Source organism: Bradyrhizobium shewense (genome assembly GCF_900094605.1).
Lineage (GTDB): Bacteria > Pseudomonadota > Alphaproteobacteria > Rhizobiales > Xanthobacteraceae > Bradyrhizobium > Bradyrhizobium shewense.
Window position 1 is genome coordinate 1 of sequence record NZ_FMAI01000009.1, and the last position, 17,819, is coordinate 17,819.

A 17,819-nucleotide genomic window follows, 5' to 3' on the forward strand; every position below is an offset into this window, starting at 1 on the left:
GTCGCACCGAGCGAGCCCGAGCTTGTGGTCCGGTTGACGCTCACGGTGGCGTTGCCGCCGCCCACAGACGTGGACAGGCCGAGAGACTTGAGCAGGTCGGCCTTGCCGGTGACGCTCAGATCCGCACCCGTCGAGCTCTTCAGCGTGACGGCGCCGCCACCAACGCTCGAAGCGGTCTGGTTGAAGCTGGTGGCGAGCGTCGCAGCACCGGCAGTGATGGATGCCGTCTTGACGCCGCTGGCCAGATCGACCGCGGTCAACAAATCGCTGACGGTCGCAGCCGGCGTGCCCGCGGTACCGAGATAGACCGTGGAGTTGCCGCTGCCGTCGGTGACGAGGTTGCCGCTGACGCCCGAACCGGACGCAACACCAGTCGAGGCCGGAGCAGAGCCCGAGCGGAAGGTGATGGTCTTGCCGTTCACGGTCAGCGTGTCGCCGTCGGCGGGCTGGGCGTTGCTGGCCAGGCCGGTGGCGGTCGTGCCGTTGGTCGCGATCAGGGTGATGGCGCCGGTCAGGGCCGTGGTGCCGTCGCCGGCCGTTCCCGCGGTGCCCGTGAAGGTGCCGATGGTGGCGCCGAGCGTCGTGGTGCCGCTCGCAGCCGTGGTGCCGCCGGCAGCGCCGCTAAACACGACGTTGCTGCTCGCGGTCGCGCTGGCGAACCAAGTCGTGCCGCGCAGGTCGGCCGCCGTCGCACCGGAGATCGTGGCGGAGACGTTCGACTTGGTGGAGTAACCCACCGTGGTCTGCAGCGCCTGGTTGGCGATCGACTTGGCGCTGTCGATCAGCTTCTGCAACGAGGTGATGCCGGTGTTGGCAGCCTGCAGCACCTGCACGCCGTTGGCGATGCCGTCGAGCAGATTGTTGATGTCGCTGGCGCGGTTGTCGAGCGACTGAGCGGTGAAGAAGTTGGTGGGATTGTCCAGGGCCGAGTTGACGCTCTTGCCGGTCGACAGACGGTTCTGCGTGGTGGCGAGAAGATCAGCGGTGGACTGGAGGGAGAGGAGGTTCTGGCGAACCGACGAGGAGAGGACGATGCCTGACATAACTCTGTTACCTTTCTGGTAAACGACGCTACTGTTACTCGTCTGCTTGGATCGAGAGTGACCCAGCGACTGGCGGACCGTGGCGCCGAGACCTCTAACGAAACATGAAATGAAATCCGTGCCTTTGCCGGGTTTCGCGTGATTCGGCCGGGGACGCCGCGCAGACCGCCGCGCAACCGCATGGGGTACGACCTTGAAAATATTGCGGTTTCCCGCGTGAACGGCAGGAATTTACAGCTCGTTAACTAATTGCGAGCGAGAATCACGTCTTAATAGGCCGCAACGAACGCTCGGTTACGAAAGCGTTGATGGAGAACAGGCAATGGCCCTCAAGGTCGAGCTCAGACCGCACGAACGCATCATCGTCGGTAACTGCGTGATTACCAACACGGACCAGCGCGCCCGCCTTCTTATCGACGGCGACAACGTGCCGATCCTGCGCGAGCGCGACATCCTCACGCCGGAGACCGCGGATTCGCCGGCGAAGCTCGTCTATCTGGCGGTCCAGCTCATGTACATCTCGCCGGATCCGCAGAGCCAGCACGGCACCTATTTCAACCTGGTGCGCGATATCGTCACCGCGGTGCCGAGCGCCTGGCCGATCATCGAGGGCATCAACAACAACATCCTGAACGGCGACCTCTACCGGGCGCTGAAGGATGCCCGCAAGCTGATCGCCTATGAAGAGAAGCTGCGGAGCCAATTCGAGGCCACCCATCCCCAGACGGAAGCGGCCAAGGACGTGAGCTCCGCCGCCTGACCATCGACGTTCGCGTGCCGAAGCCACGCGAACGGCCTCGCCCCGCAAACGACAACGGCCCCGGATCATCTCCGGGGCCGTTGTCGTTTCAGCCATGCACCAGTGCTATGGCGCCGCGAGCGGCGGTGCCTCGACCTCGATCATCCCGTCGCCGCACCGCCGGCCGCCGAACTCCAGCACAGCTGCGACCAGCGCATCGATGTCCGCCTCCTCGGTGCGGTGATTGACGATCGCGGCGCGGATCGCAAACCTGCCGCCCAGCGTCGTGCTCGAGGGCGCTGCTATTCCGGACTCCTGGATGTCGGCGACAATCTCGCGATTGACCGCATCATCGGCACGATAGCGGAAGCAGACGATGTTGAGGTTGACCGGCGCCAGCAATTCCAGCCGCGGTTCGGCCATTACGCGGGCCTCCAGATATTTCGCCAGCGCGCAGCTTCTCGTGATCGTCGCACCCAGCCGATCGGTACCGAATGTCTTCAGCGTGAACCACGTCTTCAGCGCACGGAAGCCGCGCGACAGATCGGGGCCGAGATCGCAGGGCCAGACCGCGCCCGCCGCAAGCCCCCTCGCCTCGCGGCGCAGATAGGCCGCGGGCTGCGCGAAGGCCTGCCGATGCTGCTCGCCATCGCGCACCAGCAGGAAGCCGGCATCGTAGGGTACCTGTCCCCATTTGTGGAAGTCGAGCGCAATGGAATCTGCGAGCTCAATGCCGCCGAGCAGCGGCGCGAGCTCGGGCGAGAAGATCGCAAGCGCACCGAAAGCGCCGTCGACGTGAAACCAGATTCCCTCCTCGCGGCACAGCTCCGCGATCGCCTTGAGGTCGTCGATCGCACCAATGTCGACCGTGCCGGCAGACGCAACGACCAGGAACGGCTTGAAGCCGACCTCGCGATCGATTGTGATTTGCGCACGCAGCGCTGCTACGTCGATGCGATGATCGGCATCGACGTCGACCTTGCGCAGCGCATCGGTGCCGAGCCCGGCGATATCCATCGCCCTGGAGACGCAGCCATGCGCGGCCTGCGACGTATAGGCCGTCAGCACCGCGCCGTCATTGCCGATGCCGTATTGTCGCGCCAGCGTGCCGAGCGCAGCCGTGCGCGCCACCAGCACCGCCATCAGATTGGCCATCGACGTGCCCGTGACGAAGATGCCGCTCGCACTGTCCGGAAACGAGAACAGGCGGCGCATCCAGTCGACGATCTGACGTTCGACCTCGATCGGCATGTGGTCGCGTCCGCCGAGATTGGCGTTGAGACCGGCCGCGAGCATGTCCGCGACCATGCCGACCGCGGTGCCGCCGCCATGCACCCAGCCCATGAAGCCGGGATGGACGTTGCCGGTCGCATAGGGCGCGACGTGTTCGGCGAATTCGCGATAGACCTCGGCGAGGTCGCTCGCCTCGCGCGGCACGTCGGCCTTGAAGGTCGCGCGGACGTTATCAGGGATCGGCTGCCAGACCGGGCGCGCCCGAACGTTGGCGATGCCGTCGATCGCATCGTCGAGCATGCGATGGGCGAGCGCGCGAAATTCGCTCCAGTCCTGCGGGTCGAGCGAGCTGCGCGCGACGGAGCTTTGCGCGTCGCGGATGATCTCGTTCATGCTGCACTCCCCTCGCCTGCTCTTGCATGCCGCGACAGCATCGCCGAGAACGCCGCAAAGATCTTGCGCATCTGTGGCGGCTTGTAAGGAAACACGACCGGCGAATCCATGTTGTGCACGACGGCGGTGTTGTCGGCCTCGAACACCAGGAGCTCGCCGTCCTGGTTCTCGGCGCAATCGACGATGAAATAATCGAGGCCGACGCGCCTGCTCATCTCGCCGAGCGCGCTTTTGTGGCTCGCCGCGAAGGCGTGATCGAAGTCGCGCATGAAGATCGCTTCTTCTGCCCGCTTCTCCTCGCTGAACGCCATGTAGGCGTTGAGATACCAGATGTCCCAGCGGTCGGCGATCGCCATGTGGCAGGCGTAGGGTTTGCCGTCGACCATCGCGAGACGATATTTGCGGTAGAGCCCGTCGGGGTTCACATAGTCGACGAAGCGCGCGACGAAGAAATCCTGCTCATCACGCTCGGCAAGATAGGCTGCGAGCGCGGCCGCATCGTCGAGTTTCGCGAGTCCGACGCCGGCATGCGAGCCGCGCGGCCGCGCGATCATCGGAAAGCGCAGTTCAGCCGCGATGTCGCGGCAGGCGATCTGCCCTCGCGAAAGATCCGACAATTGCGCGCGCGTCGCGTGAATGGTCGCGGGAATGTCGAGACCCGGCACGCCGGCCAGCAGCCGATGCAGCTTGTCGCGATCGAGGTTGCCGATGCGATCGGGACGATTGAGCAGCGGCCGCGGCCAGTGCGGCGCGGCCTTCTCGATCGAGGCGAGCGCCTCGCGGCATTCCTCGGAATCGGAGGCGACCACGATAGCGACGTCGTGCTCGGGCAAATTCTCAGGCAGACCGACGCCCTTGACAACGTAGAGCGTCAACAGCTCGATATCGGAGCCTTCGAGCAGAAAATCGATCGGCGTGTTGCCGCCCATGTCGATGTCGGCTGCAAGCGCGAGCACGCGCAGGCCCGGCTTCGGAGCAGCGCTCGGCGTGCGAAACAATTGGTGGAAGGACAGCACCTCCGACTGGATCGCAAGCCCTCGATCCTTGTCGCCGAGTAGCTGGGTGATCAACGACAGATCCAGCCCTTCGCCCGCCAGTGCGGTCCCCGCCGCGATCCGCGCCAGCAGCTGGTCGCGCAACGGATGCAGGTTGACACCTTCGAAGGCCTGGCGCGTCAGCTGCGCAAAGCCGATGCGATCGGCGTAGTTCGCCGCCGTCATGCGAAGCGGCGCGGAAACCGGATGCTGCATCTCACACCTCGAACGCGGAGTTTACCGGCACCGCCGCGACCGCGCCACGGTCAAGCAGCAGCTCGATCTTTACCAGGACATGGGCGATGCGATCGAGAATTTGCTGCACGTTGCGTTGCGCCTGCGCGATGTCGGGCGACCAGGCCTCGGTCACGAGCCGCGCGCCGACACAGAGGCGCAGCACCGCCTGCGGTGCCTCGTCCTGCCGCTCCAGCCGGACCGGCTGGCCGATCAGGCAGCGCTGCACGGCGACCTGCCGGTCCGCCGCACTGCCGCCGATCGCCTCGTTCATGTCACGCGCCAGCGCGCGATGAACGGCCGCGATCTCGGCGATCGAGACCGGCTTGCCGTCGCGCAGCAGGATGAACGGAAAGATCGTGGCTTGTGCAAATTCCTCATCATCCACGCCGGCGGTCCCGATCGCGGATGGGACGGGGCGAAGCGACGGCGACAGCGCGATCATGCTGTCGATGCCGGCGGCGAGCTCGGCGAGCATCTCGGCGCGGAAAGCCCCTGATACGGCGTAGTAGCGGCCGATCTCGGCCAGCGCCGCTTCCCAGCGCAGCCATTGACCGAAGTTCGGACGGCGTTCGAAGCGCGAACGCAGCGCCGTCCAAGCCACCGGCCAATCGCAACGGCCGGCATAGTCGAAAATACCAGGCGCGATCCCCTCGACCCGGTCGAGCGACCGCGAAAGGCCCTTCGGCACCAGCACCGCGCCGCTGAAAGCGGGTCCACCGAAGAATTTCGAGCCTGTCATCAGCACCATATAGCCGCGGTCGAGATAGGAGCGCAGCCGGCGGCGGCCGAGCCGGGCCTGGCAGGCGTCGACGACGATCTGGACCTTGCGCGGCCAGCGCCGCGCGATCTCGTCGAGACAGGCCGCGCTCGGTGCGCGCCAGCCGAGCTTGGATGCATCCATGATCTGGAGCAGCACGGGCGCGCCTTGCGCAATCGTAGCCTCGATCGCATGCAGCACCGCGGCATCCGCGTCCGCGCGCATCGCAATCCCGGGCACGGTCCCGAGCAGCGGCAATGCGAGGCTGGCGCCGGCGAGCCCCGCAACCGCACCGTCCTTGCGAACCGCAAGGCCGCTCGCCGTCATGGAGCTGAAATGGTGCCCGCGGGCGGTATGGATCGTCCCGCTTCCGGTCTGGTCGGCGCCGACCACGATCGTCACCGGCGGCGCCCCGAGCACCGCGCGCGCCAGGAACAGGGCGTGGAGCTGGGAGTCGGTGCCGGAGGGCGAGAACACGACGTCGACGCGCGGCGAGAGCTGGAGATGGCCGCGCAGCTCGTCCCGCATGTCCTCGCAGCGCGCATCGAAGGCGATCTCGACCTCGTCGAACAGGCACTTGTGCATCAGCTCTTCGCGCGCCAGCGCCGCACGGTCGTAAGCGGTTTGCGAGATCGTCGATGCGGTCAAGGAGGCGAAATTCCAGATCTCCGGCTCCGGCGAAGCCGCGCAGCCATAGCCGTTGACGCGATCCCTGGCGTCGAGCGCCAGCCGCGGATCGCCGCCGGAGACGAGCAGCGTGTCCAGGGGCGTGAAGAGATCGCGCAGGCGATAACGCGAGCCGCCGTCGGGAGCGCGCTCCTGACCTGACAGACGGGATGCGCCGGCGCTCATCCCGGAAGGCTCACGCCGCATCGGCCGCAGCCGCCGGCGCGAATTGCGAGGCGATATCGCCGTGGAATACCGACGGCCCGACGTGATCGAGCGAGCTCTGGATGTCGGCCCAGATCTCGCCGCCGATACCGGTCCAACGCTTGCAGAAGGCGAAGTCCTCGGACAGATACGTGCCGGTTGCCGGATCGATCATGCATTCGAACAGCGCAAACCGGTTCTGGCTGGCCGCCAGCGTGTCGTGCGAGTGCTCGCGGAAGAACTGCAAGGCCGCATAGTCCGGATGACGGCACATCGCCTCCAGCGCCTGGCGCCGGATCATCAGGAAGCCCGTGCCGGCATAGCGCACCCGGGTGAAGCCGTTGACGACGACGATGCGGTCGGGATCCTCGATCTCGAGCACGTAGTCGAGCGAGGCGGCCGGCACGTCGCTGCGGCCCGACTGGATCGCCCGCGCGGCCTTGTCCCAATTGACCCGCTTGATCGGATAGCAGCCGGCGACGACGTCCGCGCCGCATTCGATCAGCCGGAACACCTGCTCCGGCTTGAAGCCGATATCGGCGTCGATAAACAGGAAATGCGTCGCCCTGGGATCGTCCAGGAACATCGCGACCAGATTGGCCCGCGCGCGGGTGATCAGCGCATCGCCGTCGCGCAGCAGCACCTTGAGCTCGAGATTGGACATGCCGTGCACGGCCCGCTGCAGCGCGAAGATCGAGCTCGCATAGATGCTCGACACCTGCCCGCCGAAGCACGGCGTTGCCACCACCAGTTGCATCCTGTCCGACATCGGCAGCTCCGCCCCGCTCCAATCCTCACCAAGAGGTAAAGAGGCATGGTTAACGGCGCCTTAACGCATCCTTACAGGAACTTGACGAGCGAGAGCTGCGCGAGGTTCGAGGTTACCTGGTAGGACGCCTGGAGCGCGTTCTGCAGCGCCAGGAGCTGGCTCGCGACCTGGTCGGGCGGGGCCGATTCCGCCTGGTCGATGATGGTCTGGAGCTGCGCCTTGGCCTGGGTCTGGCGCGTGCTCGCGTCCTTCATCGTGTTCTGGGCCATCGCGATGTCGGTCTGGATGTCCTCGATGCGCTGCTGGCCGGGCTGCTGGGTCAGCGCCTGGGTCGTGCGCAGGCTCAGCGCGGCGACCTGCCCGCCCGAATACTGTCCGGTCGGCGAGGTCGAGAAGGTTCCGAACACCGCGATCGCCTGCAGCTGCCGGCGGATCGCGTCCTCGTTCGCCTGGGCGCCGTACTGCACCGTGACGGAATCGTCGACCCGCGCCATCGCGGTGGAGCGCGCCGAGCCGGGCCCGTCATTGCCAAGGTACCATTCCACGGTGGTGGCCGAGCCGTTGACCAGCGTCGTCGCCGAGCTCGCGGGCGAGGAGCCGACGCGCAGCGGCGGCTGGGTGGCGGTCACCGGCGTCGAGGCAAAGCCGACCGAACCCAGCGCGCCGGTATTCGAGCTGGTGATATTCAAGCTCGCCGCATCGTCGGTGTTGATGGTGATCGAACCGCCGTGGACCGTCGAGGGCTTCGACGTCCCCGTGATCTGGTCGATCTTGCCGAGCAAATTCTGGATGCTGTCGCCGACGTTGAGCTGGTTGCCGGTCGCGCCCGAGGCCACGAAGGTCAGCGTGGTGCCGTTGACGGTGATGGTGTCGCCCGCAACGAAGCCCGGCGAGATCGAGTCGGTGGGGCCGGCCCCGGATAGCGCCGTTGCACCGCTGATCGGCACGGTCGGGCCGGCCTGGCTGGTCTTGGGCGCGCCGATCGCAGAGCTCGCGGTGTTGAAGAAATTGTCGCCAGCGGTAACCGCGGATGCTGCCACCAACGAGGTGCCCGCGAGCTTCGTGATCGCCGTGTTCAGCGCGGTGTTGAGGTTGTTCGCGGTGTTGGTCGGGTTGACGGGGGTGCTGGCGTCGATCGCGAAGCTGCCGAGCGGCGTCGGCGTGGCCGTCGACGCGGTCAGATCGATCTGCTCGGTCGAACCGTCCGGCAGCGTGAACTGCACGCTCAGCTTGTCGCCATTGTTCGGATTGACGCCGTTGAGATCGACCGAGAACGACACCGGCGAGCCGCTCGGGCCGGTGATGGTCGCGCCCGTCAGGGTCGAGGACACCGCCTTGAGCTTCAGCCCGAACGGCGATCCGGCGGCGTCTTCCGACACCTGGATCGAGCTGGGCGTCGGCTGCGTCTGCACCAGGCGGCCCATGCCGTTGGCGCCGAGGTCGGCGGCCTGGCGCTCCGCCATCACGGTCTTGAACCCCGCCTGCGTCGTGGTGCCGTTGATGATGTCGCCTGCATCCGCAACCGACTGCGTGCTGATGGCGGTTCCGGAGAACAGATAGCGGTTGCCGGTCTGCGTGTTGAGCACGCCGACCATCGAGCCGAACTGGGCGGCGGCGGTGTTCTGCGCGATGGTCTGGCCGTTGACGTTGAGATCCTGCGCAGTGTTGGCCGCGCCGGTCTGCACCGTGCTGCGGATCTTGGTCAGCGACTGCAGCGCGGTGTTGGCGAGGTTGATGCTGACATTGACGTTGGTGATCGTGTCGGTATAGGCGGCGATGTTGGAGAGCTGCGCGCGCCCGGCGATCGCAAAGCCCTCGTTGGTGCCCATCCCGGAATAGTTCTGCGACAGCTTGCCGGTCGAGAGCTGCGTCGACAGGTCGGTGAGCTGCTGATTGATGTTGCGGATCTGCGAGCCGAGAATCGACGAAGAGTAGTTGATGCTGCTGATCGACATGTTTCAGAGCCCTGTTACTTGTTACACTTGAGCCTGGAGCAACGTATTCATCATGCTCTGCACCACCGACATGACGTGGGCGTTGGCGGCATAGGCATTCTGGAGCTGGATCAGGTTCGACATCTCCGAGTCCAGATTGACCTTGGAGGTTGAGTCGAACTTGGCCTGGAGCGTCGAGACCACGACGCTCTGGCCCTGCTGGAGCTGGGTGGCCTGGGTCGCGGAATTGGCCTGGACGCTCAGGAACTGCTGGAGATAGTTCGAGACGCTGCCGGAGAAGGGCTGGCTCGCCGAGCCGAGACCGCTCGCTGGCGAATAGGAGAACACCGCCGAGGTGAGCTGCGAGTAGAGATAGTCCGAACGCGCGGTGTCACCCGAAGGCGTCACCGGCGAGGTGTTGTACACCGACATCCGTGTCGGATCGGAGACCAGCTGCGTGTTCACGGCGATGCGTCCGGCAAGGCCGGTCATCTGCGAGCCCGAGGCGGTGATCGCGCCGGTGTAGAGCGCCTGTCCGCCGTCGGTGAACAGCGGCAGTTGTGGATTGCCCGAGGTCAGCGACGAGATCGTCTTGGTGATCGAGGATGAATTGACCTTGGCGAGGCCGCTGTTGTCGTCCGTGATCCGCAGCGTCGTGGCGGTCGCCGGCGACGGCGCGGCGGAGAACGTCAAATGCGAGGTGGAGAGCGCCGTGTTGAGCGCCGCAGCGATCGCGCCCATGCCGCCGGAGAAGTTCACGCCGATCTGCATCGGGTTGGCGTTGGCCGCGTTCTGCAGTGGCAGCGCCGCCGGATCGGTGACGTTGACAAGGGTGACCTGGCGCTTCGTGTTGGTCGCCGTGTCGGTGTAGGTGAAGGTGGCGGTGTTGCCCGGCAGCGCACCGGCAAGGTCGATGTCGAAGCCGGCCGGTGGGCCCGACACCGTGGTGCCGGCGGTGGTCTTGTCCGACAGCGCGCTCGACATCGTGGCAGCGAGCTGGTCGATCTGGTTCTGCGCCTGCACCAGCGTCTCATCGCGCAGCTTCAGATCGGCCGCGATCTGGCCCGAGGAGACCACGTTGTTGGCGACCACGTCGACCTTCGAGCCGTTCGGCAGCACGATGTTGAGCGCGCCGACGCCGGACTTGGCTGGATCGATGTTGTAGAGCGAGGTCGCCGACAGTGCGCCGGCGGAAGCAAAGGTGAATTGCGAGGCAAGCCCGGCGCCGACGAGCTGGATGCCCGTCGTGGTGTAGATGTTGGCCTGGTTCGAACCGTCGGTGGTGACGCGGACGTCGACATATTTCGACAGCGTGTTGATGGCCTGGTCGCGCTGGTCCATCAGCGTCGCAGCCGAGGGGTCGTTGGCCGACAGGCCCTGCAGCTTGGTGTTGATGTCGGCGATCTGCTGCATAGCGACGTTGGCCGCTTGCGCCGAATTGCCGAGATCCTGCTCGACATTGGAGCGCAGCGACTGGATGCCCTTGGTGGTGACGTTGAGCTGCGTGGCCAGCGCCTGCGCCGCACCGAGCGCCACGGTTTGCGCCGATGAGGCGCCCGAGCTGGTCGACAGCGCCTGCAGCGCCGTGGTGAACTTGTTCAACGCGGTTTCGAGCGTGCCGCTGTTGCCCGGCGTGCCATAGACATTCTGAAGCTGCTTCAGGATGTTGGCCATCTGATCGGCGTAGCCGCTGCCGCCGGTCTCGGTGCGCAGCTGGTTCAGCACATAGGCGTCGAGCTCCCGGCTGACGCCGGTCGTCATCGCCGTCGAGCCGAAATCGCCGGTGGTGACCTCGATCTGGTTCGGGGTCTGGACGACGTAACCCGGCGTCTGCGCATTGGCGACGTTCGAGGAAACGATCGAGAGCGCGGCCTGGTTGGCACGCAGACCACTCATCGCACTGGCGAGGGCTGAACTCAAACCCATGTTACTTGCCGCCTTTGGTTACGTTACGCGCCGATCAGCGCAACACGTTCAAGAGGTCCTGCACCATCGAATTCGCGGTCGTGATCACCTTGGTGTTGGCCGAATAGGCCTGCTGGGTCACGATCAGCTTGGTGAATTCGTCAGCGATGTCGGTGTTGGATCCCTCCAGCGACGAGCCGCTGATGGTGCCTGAAGCACCGTCGATCGCGTCACCCGACTGCTCGGTCGCGGCATAGGCACCGCCGTCCATCGCCTTCAGATAGTTGGTGCCGTTGAAGTGCGACAGCTGAACCTGAGCGAGGTTGAGGTTCTGGCCGTTGGAGAAGGTGCCGACCACGATGCCGTTGTTGTTGACGGCGACCGAGCGAAGCTGACCGGCGGCATAGCCGTTCTGCGTGATGGTGTTGATGGTCACCGCGCCGCTGGTGCTGGCATATTGCGTCAGTCCGCCGGAGGAGATGTTGAAGGCGACCGAGCCGAGCGACTGGCCGCTGACACTGACATTGTTGATGGTGATGCCCGAGCCGCTTGGCGAGGTCAGCGAGCCGTCGCTGGCAAAGGTGAAAGTCTGGCCGGTATTGACCCAGCCGACGGTCGTGCCGGTCGCGTTCGGATCGGTCTGGTAGAACAGGTTCCAGCTATCCGAATGACCCGCGCCCAGCGAGGCGCTGTCGGTCTTGGCCCAACGCAATTGCAGGTTCACCGGCGTGCCGGCGGCGTTGTAGGCAGTCACCGCACCGCCGCTGATCGATTCCTTGGTGAAGGTCGCGATGTCGTTGCCGATCACGCCACCGGTGCCGGCGGTGCCGCCGCCGTCGCGGTTCTTGGTGATGGTCGAGGTGAAGCCGAGCGCCGAGAAGGCAGCGCTGTTGGAGCTGGACACCGAGAGGTTGGAGACGGTGCCGGTGTTCAGCGTGATGACGCCGCCGCTGCTGACCGACGATCCAGAGGCGCCGGAGAGCGTGTCGATCTTGCCGAGCAGAGTCGTGACATTGTCGGTGGTGAGGATCTGAGCGGCGCTGGGAACCGTGGGCGGCGAGACGAAAGTCAGTGTCTGGCCGTTGACGGTGATGGTATCGCCGGCGGCGAAGCCGGACGAGAGCACCTGGGCGCCACCGGCGGTCGCGCTGCCGCTCAGCACCGTTGCACCCGAGATCGCGGGCGAGGACAGCACGTTGCCGCCGCGGGTTACGCTGCTGATCCCGAGCGCGGTGGCGGCCGTACCGCTGCCGACCGCCACGTCGGTGCCGGTGCCGCTGGAGATCACGATGTTGCCACTGGCGGAGAGCGAGGCCGTGACGCCGGCGCCGCCCGCGGTCTGGATCCCGTTCAGGATGTCCGCAACCGTCGCCGTCGTGCCCGCGCCGAGACCGATCGTGGTGTTGTTGCCGACGGTCGAGACCGTCGTGCCGCCGTTGAACGTGATGGTGTTGCCATTGATGGTCAGCGTCTGGCCGCTCAAGGCGGTGAGGATGCTGGAGGCGAGATGGGTGCCGACCGCGTTGTCGAGCGATGTGGTGGTCGAGGCCACCGCCGCCGAATTGTTCTGCAGTGCGACCGTGCCCGTGCCCGTCGTCGACGAGTAGGCCGAACGGATGTTGCCGGTTGCAGCCGCACCGGACACCAATGCGTTGGCATAGGGCGCGGGAGGTGTGCCGACCGGCAGCGGGTTGGCTGCGAAATCGGACGGATTCAGCCCGCCGGCCGCCAGCAGCGTGCCGCTCGACGCGGTCGTTTTCGCCACCGTGTTCGGCTGCGTCGGCAGGTTCGCAGCGTACTGGATCGAGGTGGTCGCCTGCGCAGGAATGAAGTTGTTTTGGAATTGCAGCACGTTGGCCACGCTGCCGGTCGGGTTACCGGTCTTCGGATCGACCGTGACGCCCATCAGGTAATAACCGGCGCCGTTGACCAGATTGCCGTTGGCATTGAGCTGGAAGTCGCCGCGCCGCGTGTAGTAGGTGACCCCGGTGAAGACAGGCACGTTGTCGACGACGCCGCTCGCCTTCTGGATCGAGAAGAAGCCGTCGCCGGTGATCGCCATGTTGGTGGCGACGGTGGAGCCGGAGATCGTGCCCTGCGTGGTGATGGTGGCCTTGGCGTTGGCCGTCACGCCGCCCGCGACCTGCTTGCTCGGGACCGAGGAGTCGGGAATGAGATCGACGAAGCTGGTGCCGATGCCCTTGTAACCGGTGGTGGATGAGTTCGCGATGTTGCCGGAAATGTTCTGCAGCGCGTAGGACTGCGCCTGCAGGCCACCCACCGAGGTGTTCATTGCATCGAAGATACCCATAACTTTGTCTCCAAATCCGATCTCGGCGGCGGGTCGACATGGCCGCAGTCGGAGGAGACAGTCGCAAGGGCTATGCCAATGCGGGTATGCTCAGGAAATCAATGACTTAATGAAAAAGCCCCGGCCCGACGACCGGGGCACATTTGCCGGGACCGGCAACAATTGCCGGGAGATGGGGTCATTCCGGAGCGGTCCGCAGGACCGAATCCGGAAGTTCGAGATTCCGGGTTCGGTCCTGCGGACCGCCCCGGAATGACACTTCAACTCACTACGTCGCGGACGCCGCCGCCGGGCGGAAGACCAGCCCGAAACCGTCGATGCAATAGCGCAATCCGGTCGGCTTCGGACCGTCGTCGAAGACGTGGCCGAGGTGGCCGCCGCAGCGCCGGCAATGCACCTCGGTGCGCACCATGCCGTAGGCGCGGTCCTCGGTCTTGCCGACATTGCCCTCGATCGGCTGGTAGAAGCTCGGCCAGCCGGTGCCGCTTTCGAATTTGGTCTCGGAGGCAAACAGCGGCAGGTCGCAGCCGGCGCAGGCGAAGATGCCCTTGCGGTGCTCCTTCAGCAACGGGCTGGAGCCGGGCCGCTCGGTGCCGTGGTTGCGCAGGATCTCATATTGCTGCGGCGTGAGCTGGGCGCGCCATTCAGCCTCCGTCTTCGTGATCTCGAACTTTTCCGCGGCTTTCTCGCCAGCCTCGGCAGGCGTTCCTCTCAGCCAGCGGAAGGCCCCAAGGCCGAACAGGCCGGCGGCAGTCGTCAACAGGATGCGGCGGTCAAACATCTCATTCTCCGTGCGGGAGCTCCACGCCCTGAGATACGGGCTCTGTCGGCCGACGTTACACTGGCGGACGGAATTTCTCTCAACTTATTGGGAGGTGACGCCATCTTCCGAGGCCGGTTCCACGGCCTGCTCTGCCTCCCGGACTGCGGGTTTCGACGGCGGGGCCGGCCGCGGCCTGACGGCGGGCGGTGGGCGGCGCGGACCGGTGCCGGCGGCCCGATTGGCTTCGGCCAGACGCGCCTCGCGCTGCCGGTCCTTGACCCTGGCACGTTCGCGGTAGCGGGCGAGCGAACCCGCGGCGGCGGAACTCGCCCTGCCCCAGATCCCGACCAGCTGGCCCGCGACCCGCCCGGTGGCGCCGCCCGCCCAGACCAGCTCGAACGGCGAGAACAGCTTCCAGCTCTCGTCGCCCCACAGGATGCTGCGGGCGATCATCTGCCCGGCCATGGCCGAAATGTTCATGCCCTGGCGGCCGAACCCGCTCGCCACCCACAGGCCTTTGCGCAATTGGCCGATCTGCGGCATGCCGTGCACGGTCCGGCCGGTGGCGCCGCCGAACATTTCGCTGATCTCGACATTGCCGAGCTCCGGAAAGGTCGTGCGGATCCGCCGCCTGATGCTGCCTGCAAAGCGCTGCGGCCGCGCGGCCCAGGTGGTCTCCGGGCTCTCCCACATCAGCCGGTCACCGTCGAAGATGCGGAAATGGTCGACGCCGTCGGAATCCATCACCGATCCCTTGAAGGCGATGACCTCGTGCACGCGCTCGCCGAGCGGCGCGGTGATGCCGGCATAGCGCCAGACCGGCAGCAGCGTCTCCGACAGCCGCCGCAAGGGCGCGCCGAGATGGATGTTGCCGGCAAGCACGATGTGGGTTGCGCGCATACGCGCCGAGGGCGTGACGATGCGCTTGCGGATGCCGGAATGATCGATGCTGACGACCGGCGTGTCCTCGAAGATGCGGGCGCCTGCCCGCCGCGCCAGCGCCGCGAGGCCGTGCACATATTTGCGGCCGTCGACCTGGAACGCTTTGGGATAATACACGCCGTGGAAGTAGCGATCGGTCTTGAGCACCTCGCGAACGCGATCGACCTGCCAGCCCTCGACCTCGGTGTCGAAATCCTCGTTCAGCATCTGCAACCGGCTGATCAGTCGGTCGCCGGCGTCGACGTTGGAGACCTCGAGCACCCCGTTGCTCGGGGCGATCCCCGGCATGTTCTCTTCCGTGGCATTGGCGCGGACGAACTCGGCGCCCTCCTTCGACAGCGTCCACAATTCGCGCGCGTCCTCGAAGCCGATGCGCTCGATCAGGTCGGTGAGCGGCAGTGCAAAGCCCGGCAGCACGGTGCCGAGCTGGTTGCCGGAAGCGTTCCAGCCGATATGACGGCCCTCGAGCACCGCGACGCTGGCCCCGAGCCGGGCCGCCTCGAGCGCGATGGAAAGCCCGGCAAGCCCGGCCCCGATGACGCAGATGTCGGCGTCGAGATCGAACGACAGCCGTACACGGTCGCGAAAGCCGGCTTCTTCCTGGGACATGCTTGTGAAAGTCTCGCTCATGCCGTTTTCTTAGAGGACTGAGCGGGCGCTTGTCACCTTGTCCTCACCCGCGTCTGTACATTATCCGCGACCGTAACGATTCGAGAATGCCATGCGCCGTTTGATGCTGCTGCGTCACGCCAAAACCGAGACCGACGCGCCGAGCGGCCGTGACCAGGACCGACGGCTCGACGATCGCGGCCACAAGGATGCCGCCCGGATCGGCGACTGGATCGCCGCCCATCCGCCCTTCCCCGAGACCGTGCTGGTGTCGCACGCCGTCCGGGCCCGGCAGACCTGGGACATCGCCTGGGAGGCGATGAAGCACCGCGTCCCGACGCCGCAGGTCGAGATTCTGCCGGAACTCTATGGCGCCGATCCTGCGCAGATCCTGGAGTCCATTCGCACCGCAACCGCCCCGGCCGACCCGAAGCAATTGCTGCTGGTCGCCCATAATCCCGGCATGCACGAGGCCGCCTTGATGCTGATGGGCGGCGGCGATCATGATGGCGCCAGGGCGCTCAGTGACAATCTGCCCACCGCGGGGCTTGCGATCTTCGACTTTGACGTCAAGGATTGGGGTGACGTGGGCTACCGCCGCGGCAAGCTGGTGCGATTCACCAGCCCCAAGCTGCTTCGATCGGGATGATCGCGACGGCCGGCAAAACGTGCTGACTGGAAGATTTGGAGGCGCAGATGTTCAAGTCCATCCTCGTGCCCATCGACCTCGCCGACACCGACCTCGCCAAGCCGGCGATCGCGACCGCGGCAACGCTGTCGCAGACCTGGAGCGGCCAGGTGCGCCTGCTCAACGTGCTGCCGATGACGCCGGTGATGCTGGCCGAATACGTGCCGGCCGATTTCGACGAGCAGCAGCGCCAGACCTCGGAAGAAGCCCTCGCCATCGTCGCACGCGAATCCGGCATCGAGGCGTCCCGCATCTCCAGTGTGGTGCGCCAGGGCGGGATCTATCACGAGATCCTGGAGGAAGCCGTGCACATGAAGGCCGATCTGATCGTGATGACCTCGCACCGGCCGGCAATGCGCACCTATTTCCTCGGCTCAAACGCCGGCCACGTCGTGCGCTACGCGAAGTGCTCGGTGCTGGTGGTGAGGCATTGAGGATCGTCATAGCCCGGTCTCGTAGGGTGGGTTAGCCGTGCGGACTGCGCGAAGCGCTGACCGCTCGGCGTAACCCACCACTTTATTATCCGCGGCGGCAAAGAGGTGGGTTACGCTTGGGGCTGCACTTCGCGCGGCCCGGGGCTAACCCACCCTACCGAAATTCTGAAATAACGTATTCATCCCCTGAACCCGGCCCAAGGAAGAGGGGCGTATCGCGATCGTCACGAACGCGGGCCGGGCGGCGGTGGACGCAGGTGACATCGGCGCGAAAAGCTTCGCAGGGCGGAGAGCCGTGAGCGAAGACCTCGCGCACACGACCGGTGTGATCGGCGTACGGCAAAATCGTGTGGTCCTGACGCCCGGGGTCTGTGCGTCAAGTGTTGCGGTGATGTGGCGGCCCAACCGCGCATCAGCCATCCGCAAGGCGACGGGGGCAATGGTGCATCGCTCCCCGGGGAGAGCACGACATAAGCCGTAAAACCACTGCGCAGGGAAGGCCGGGATGTCCTGGCTACACCTGTATGCCGCTGTGCAGCTTCTTACTCCAATTTCGCACAGTTGACCTCGGGTGCCGGCGGGCTCCCGGTCTTCCCTGCGCCCTCTTTCAATTATGAGGGTGAAGAGATGAAGCAAAGCTCGGGCGAGATGCGCCGCGAGGATGACGAACTATGTCTTTCGTTGAACAAAGGTCTCGTGCCCCGGACGCTGCGCAGCGCTTCTTCGGCGGTGCGCTGCAGAGCCGGGGCCCATGTGGCAGCACGTGCTGTGGCTTCCTGGGTCCCGGCTCTGCACCGCAACGCCAAGAGCGTTGCGGCGCGTCCGGGACACGGAAGGAGCGAGCGCGTCAGAAGCGCCTCACAGATACCGCGTCAGCTCGGCCTTGACCTGCCCGTAGACGGCGTCCTCGATCTGGCCGCGGGTGATGCCGATGTCGCGCAGGGCGCGGTCGTCGAGCTCGTTCAATGTCTTGACGGCCGAGCGGCGCTCGAGGCGGTTGAACAGCGCATAGGCGCCTTGGGCGAGCGTTGCAAAAAATCCGCCCGTTGAGGATGGGCGTAAGCTCCGCCCGGCAGTTTGCGAGATCGTGGTCATGTTTCTTCTCCGGCCTGTTGTCCCGCGCGGCGAAGCAGGTGCCGTTGGCGCCGACGCTTGTGG

Annotated in this window: 14 protein-coding genes; 3 read left to right on the forward strand and 11 right to left on the reverse strand. The window is 65.8% G+C overall.

Features of this window, described 5'->3' with window-relative positions:
* On the reverse strand, positions 1 to 1,043 hold a 1,043-nt coding region (locus tag GA0061098_RS18335; RefSeq protein WP_129590883.1), incomplete at its 3' end, for a DUF1522 domain-containing protein.
* A 322-nt stretch (positions 1,044 to 1,365) separates the two neighbouring features.
* Between GA0061098_RS18335 and flbT the strand changes: the two genes are divergently transcribed.
* Positions 1,366 to 1,803: a flagellar biosynthesis repressor FlbT gene (gene flbT / locus GA0061098_RS18340; protein ID WP_028144338.1), complete on the forward strand. Its 438-nt coding sequence runs from the start codon at positions 1,366 to 1,368 to the stop codon at positions 1,801 to 1,803.
* A 105-nt stretch (positions 1,804 to 1,908) separates the two neighbouring features.
* On the opposite strand, the gene GA0061098_RS18345 is transcribed toward flbT, so the two are convergent.
* The 9 genes from GA0061098_RS18345 to GA0061098_RS18385 all read right to left on the reverse strand — a co-directional run bounded on the left by GA0061098_RS18345 (position 1,909) and on the right by GA0061098_RS18385 (position 15,560).
* On the reverse strand, positions 1,909 to 3,408 hold the full coding sequence (locus GA0061098_RS18345; RefSeq protein ID WP_091958862.1) for a pyridoxal phosphate-dependent decarboxylase family protein: 1,500 nt from the start codon (positions 3,406 to 3,408) through the stop codon (positions 1,909 to 1,911).
* Positions 3,405 to 4,658 (reverse strand): ATP-grasp domain-containing protein, encoded by a 1,254-nt coding sequence (locus tag GA0061098_RS18350; protein ID WP_091958865.1) that lies wholly within the window; start codon positions 4,656 to 4,658, stop codon positions 3,405 to 3,407. The genes GA0061098_RS18345 and GA0061098_RS18350 overlap by 4 nt, the downstream gene beginning before the upstream one ends.
* 1 nt (position 4,659) lies before the next feature.
* On the reverse strand, positions 4,660 to 6,309 hold the full coding sequence (locus tag GA0061098_RS18355; RefSeq protein WP_165637452.1) for a hypothetical protein: 1,650 nt from the start codon (positions 6,307 to 6,309) through the stop codon (positions 4,660 to 4,662).
* Positions 6,299 to 7,075 carry a hypothetical protein gene (locus GA0061098_RS18360; RefSeq protein WP_091958871.1) on the reverse strand — a complete coding sequence of 259 codons (777 nt, stop codon included), beginning with the start codon at positions 7,073 to 7,075 and terminating at the stop codon, positions 6,299 to 6,301. Before GA0061098_RS18360 ends, GA0061098_RS18355 begins: the two co-directional genes overlap by 11 nt.
* 71 nt (positions 7,076 to 7,146) lie before the next feature.
* Positions 7,147 to 9,030 carry a flagellar protein gene (locus GA0061098_RS18365; RefSeq protein ID WP_091958874.1) on the reverse strand — a complete coding sequence of 628 codons (1,884 nt, stop codon included), beginning with the start codon at positions 9,028 to 9,030 and terminating at the stop codon, positions 7,147 to 7,149.
* A 21-nt stretch (positions 9,031 to 9,051) separates the two neighbouring features.
* Complete coding sequence (flgK, locus tag GA0061098_RS18370; RefSeq protein ID WP_091958877.1) at positions 9,052 to 10,935, reverse strand: flagellar hook-associated protein FlgK; 1,884 nt, start codon at positions 10,933 to 10,935, stop codon at positions 9,052 to 9,054.
* A gap of 34 nt (positions 10,936 to 10,969) precedes the next feature.
* Positions 10,970 to 13,225 (reverse strand): flagellar hook-basal body complex protein, encoded by a 2,256-nt coding sequence (locus tag GA0061098_RS18375; protein WP_091958880.1) that lies wholly within the window; start codon positions 13,223 to 13,225, stop codon positions 10,970 to 10,972.
* Positions 13,226 to 13,493: 268 nt separating this feature from the next.
* Positions 13,494 to 14,006, reverse strand: coding sequence for a peptide-methionine (R)-S-oxide reductase MsrB (msrB, locus tag GA0061098_RS18380; protein WP_091958883.1), 513 nt, complete (start codon positions 14,004 to 14,006; stop codon positions 13,494 to 13,496).
* A gap of 84 nt (positions 14,007 to 14,090) precedes the next feature.
* The gene (locus tag GA0061098_RS18385; protein ID WP_091958886.1) at positions 14,091 to 15,560 is read right to left on the reverse strand and encodes an NAD(P)/FAD-dependent oxidoreductase; all 1,470 of its coding nucleotides are present in this window, start codon (positions 15,558 to 15,560) and stop codon (positions 14,091 to 14,093) included.
* Positions 15,561 to 15,651: 91 nt separating this feature from the next.
* On the opposite strand from GA0061098_RS18385, the gene GA0061098_RS18390 reads away from it, so the two are divergent.
* Both GA0061098_RS18390 and GA0061098_RS18395 read left to right on the forward strand, forming a co-directional pair.
* Entirely contained in the window at positions 15,652 to 16,188 is a 537-nt protein-coding gene (locus tag GA0061098_RS18390) for a SixA phosphatase family protein (RefSeq protein ID WP_091958889.1), read from the forward strand.
* A 47-nt stretch (positions 16,189 to 16,235) separates the two neighbouring features.
* The gene (locus GA0061098_RS18395) at positions 16,236 to 16,661 is read left to right on the forward strand and encodes a universal stress protein (protein ID WP_026201824.1); all 426 of its coding nucleotides are present in this window, start codon (positions 16,236 to 16,238) and stop codon (positions 16,659 to 16,661) included.
* A gap of 858 nt (positions 16,662 to 17,519) precedes the next feature.
* Here GA0061098_RS18395 and GA0061098_RS18410 read toward each other — a convergent pair.
* Positions 17,520 to 17,756 (reverse strand): DUF1127 domain-containing protein, encoded by a 237-nt coding sequence (locus GA0061098_RS18410; protein ID WP_091958892.1) that lies wholly within the window; start codon positions 17,754 to 17,756, stop codon positions 17,520 to 17,522.
* Between the last annotated feature and the right edge of the window lie 63 nt (positions 17,757 to 17,819).

What these genes read in the sequence shown, in the direction of transcription:
- flbT (WP_028144338.1), top strand. Translation starts at nt 1,366, where the DNA reads ATGGCCCTCAAGGTCGAGCTCAGACCGCACGAACGCATCATCGTCGGT.
- GA0061098_RS18345 (WP_091958862.1), bottom strand. Translation starts at nt 3,408, where the DNA reads ATGAACGAGATCATCCGCGACGCGCAAAGCTCCGTCGCGCGCAGCTCG.
- GA0061098_RS18350 (WP_091958865.1), bottom strand. Translation starts at nt 4,658, where the DNA reads ATGCAGCATCCGGTTTCCGCGCCGCTTCGCATGACGGCGGCGAACTAC.
- GA0061098_RS18355 (WP_165637452.1), bottom strand. Translation starts at nt 6,309, where the DNA reads ATGCGGCGTGAGCCTTCCGGGATGAGCGCCGGCGCATCCCGTCTGTCA.
- GA0061098_RS18360 (WP_091958871.1), bottom strand. Translation starts at nt 7,075, where the DNA reads ATGTCGGACAGGATGCAACTGGTGGTGGCAACGCCGTGCTTCGGCGGG.
- GA0061098_RS18365 (WP_091958874.1), bottom strand. Translation starts at nt 9,030, where the DNA reads ATGTCGATCAGCAGCATCAACTACTCTTCGTCGATTCTCGGCTCGCAG.
- flgK (WP_091958877.1), bottom strand. Translation starts at nt 10,935, where the DNA reads ATGGGTTTGAGTTCAGCCCTCGCCAGTGCGATGAGTGGTCTGCGTGCC.
- GA0061098_RS18375 (WP_091958880.1), bottom strand. Translation starts at nt 13,225, where the DNA reads ATGGGTATCTTCGATGCAATGAACACCTCGGTGGGTGGCCTGCAGGCG.
- msrB (WP_091958883.1), bottom strand. Translation starts at nt 14,006, where the DNA reads ATGTTTGACCGCCGCATCCTGTTGACGACTGCCGCCGGCCTGTTCGGC.
- GA0061098_RS18385 (WP_091958886.1), bottom strand. Translation starts at nt 15,560, where the DNA reads ATGAGCGAGACTTTCACAAGCATGTCCCAGGAAGAAGCCGGCTTTCGC.
- GA0061098_RS18390 (WP_091958889.1), top strand. Translation starts at nt 15,652, where the DNA reads ATGCGCCGTTTGATGCTGCTGCGTCACGCCAAAACCGAGACCGACGCG.
- GA0061098_RS18395 (WP_026201824.1), top strand. Translation starts at nt 16,236, where the DNA reads ATGTTCAAGTCCATCCTCGTGCCCATCGACCTCGCCGACACCGACCTC.
- GA0061098_RS18410 (WP_091958892.1), bottom strand. Translation starts at nt 17,756, where the DNA reads ATGACCACGATCTCGCAAACTGCCGGGCGGAGCTTACGCCCATCCTCA.